2 protein-coding genes are annotated in these 1,125 nt (G+C 68.0%); both read right to left on the bottom strand.

Annotated features, from left to right (window positions below):
* The coding region (locus tag J7528_RS23440; RefSeq protein ID WP_291879672.1) for a ferredoxin--NADP reductase at window positions 1-775 on the bottom strand (775 nt) is incomplete at its 3' end.
* Between the two features lie 94 nt (window positions 776-869).
* Window positions 870-1,125: PQQ-dependent sugar dehydrogenase (locus J7528_RS23435; RefSeq protein ID WP_291879669.1), on the bottom strand; the 256-nt coding region annotated here is incomplete at its 5' end.

Genomic DNA, 1,125 nt, shown 5'->3' with positions numbered 1-1,125 from the left:
CGCCGAAGGCGCGCTCGAACACGTACTGGCCGGTGGTGCCGATCCGCGGCGAGGCGGTGAAGCCGCGGCCGTCGAGCAGGGCGCGGAAGTCGGCCAGCATCTGCGGGCTGCCGCAGATCATGGCGCGGTCGTGCTCGGGGTCCAGCGGTGCCAGTCCCAGGGTTTCCATCATTGCGCCACTGGCCATCAGGTCGGTCAGGCGGCCGTGGTTGGGGAACTCCTCGCGGCTGACCGCGGGGTAGTACAGCAGCTTGTCGCGGATCGTCTCGCCGAGGAACTCGTGCTGAGGCAGTTCCTTCTCGAAGTAGTCGCGATAGGCCAGGTCGGCGGCATTGCGCACGCCATGGCACAGGACCACGCGCTCGAAGCGCTCGTAGGTTTCCGGGTCCTTGATCACCGACAGCCACGGCGCCAGGCCGGTGCCGGTGCCGAGCAGGTACAGGTTGCGGCCGGGCAACAGGTCGCTGATCAGCAGGGTACCGGTCGGCTTGCGCCCGACCAGGATGGTGTCGCCCGGCTTGATGTGCTGCAGGCGCGAGGTCAGCGGGCCGTTGGCGACCTTGATGCTGAAGAACTCCAGCTGCTCTTCCCAGTTGGCGCTGGCGATGGAGTAGGCGCGCAGGATCGGCCGGCCCGCTTCGCTGGGCAGCCCGATCATCACGAACTGGCCGTTCTCGAAGCGGAAACCGTCGTCGCGGGTGGTGGTGAAGCTGAAGTAGGCGTCCGTCCAGTGACGGACATCGAGCACCGTTTCGGTGCCGTAGGCGGAGGACATCGTGGCGTCGTGGGGAATAAGTTTCCCCGCAATTGTAGCCGACGCCCGCGCCCGGGCCTTGACCAGGCGCAAGCGCGGCGTCGTCGGGCGGTCTTCAGCCCTGCGGCGGCACCAGTTTCAGCAGCTTGCCGTCGTCTTCGTCGGTGACCAGGTAGAGGTTGCCGTCGGCGGCGGCGCGCACGTCGCGGATGCGTTCGCCCAGGTCCTGCAGCAGGCGCTCCTCGCCGACGACCTTGTCGCCGTCCAGCTGCAGGCGGATCAGGCTGCGCTGGGCCATCGAGCCGATGAACAGGCTGTCGTTCCATGGCTTGCCCGGATGGCCCACGTAGAAGGCCAGGCCGGACAGGGCG

Source organism: Caulobacter sp. (assembly GCF_017744445.1).
Taxonomy (GTDB): Bacteria; Pseudomonadota; Alphaproteobacteria; order Caulobacterales; family Caulobacteraceae; genus Caulobacter.
The sequence above is the reverse complement of the archived record's forward strand: the minus strand, read 5'-3'. Positions and strand labels throughout refer to the sequence as shown.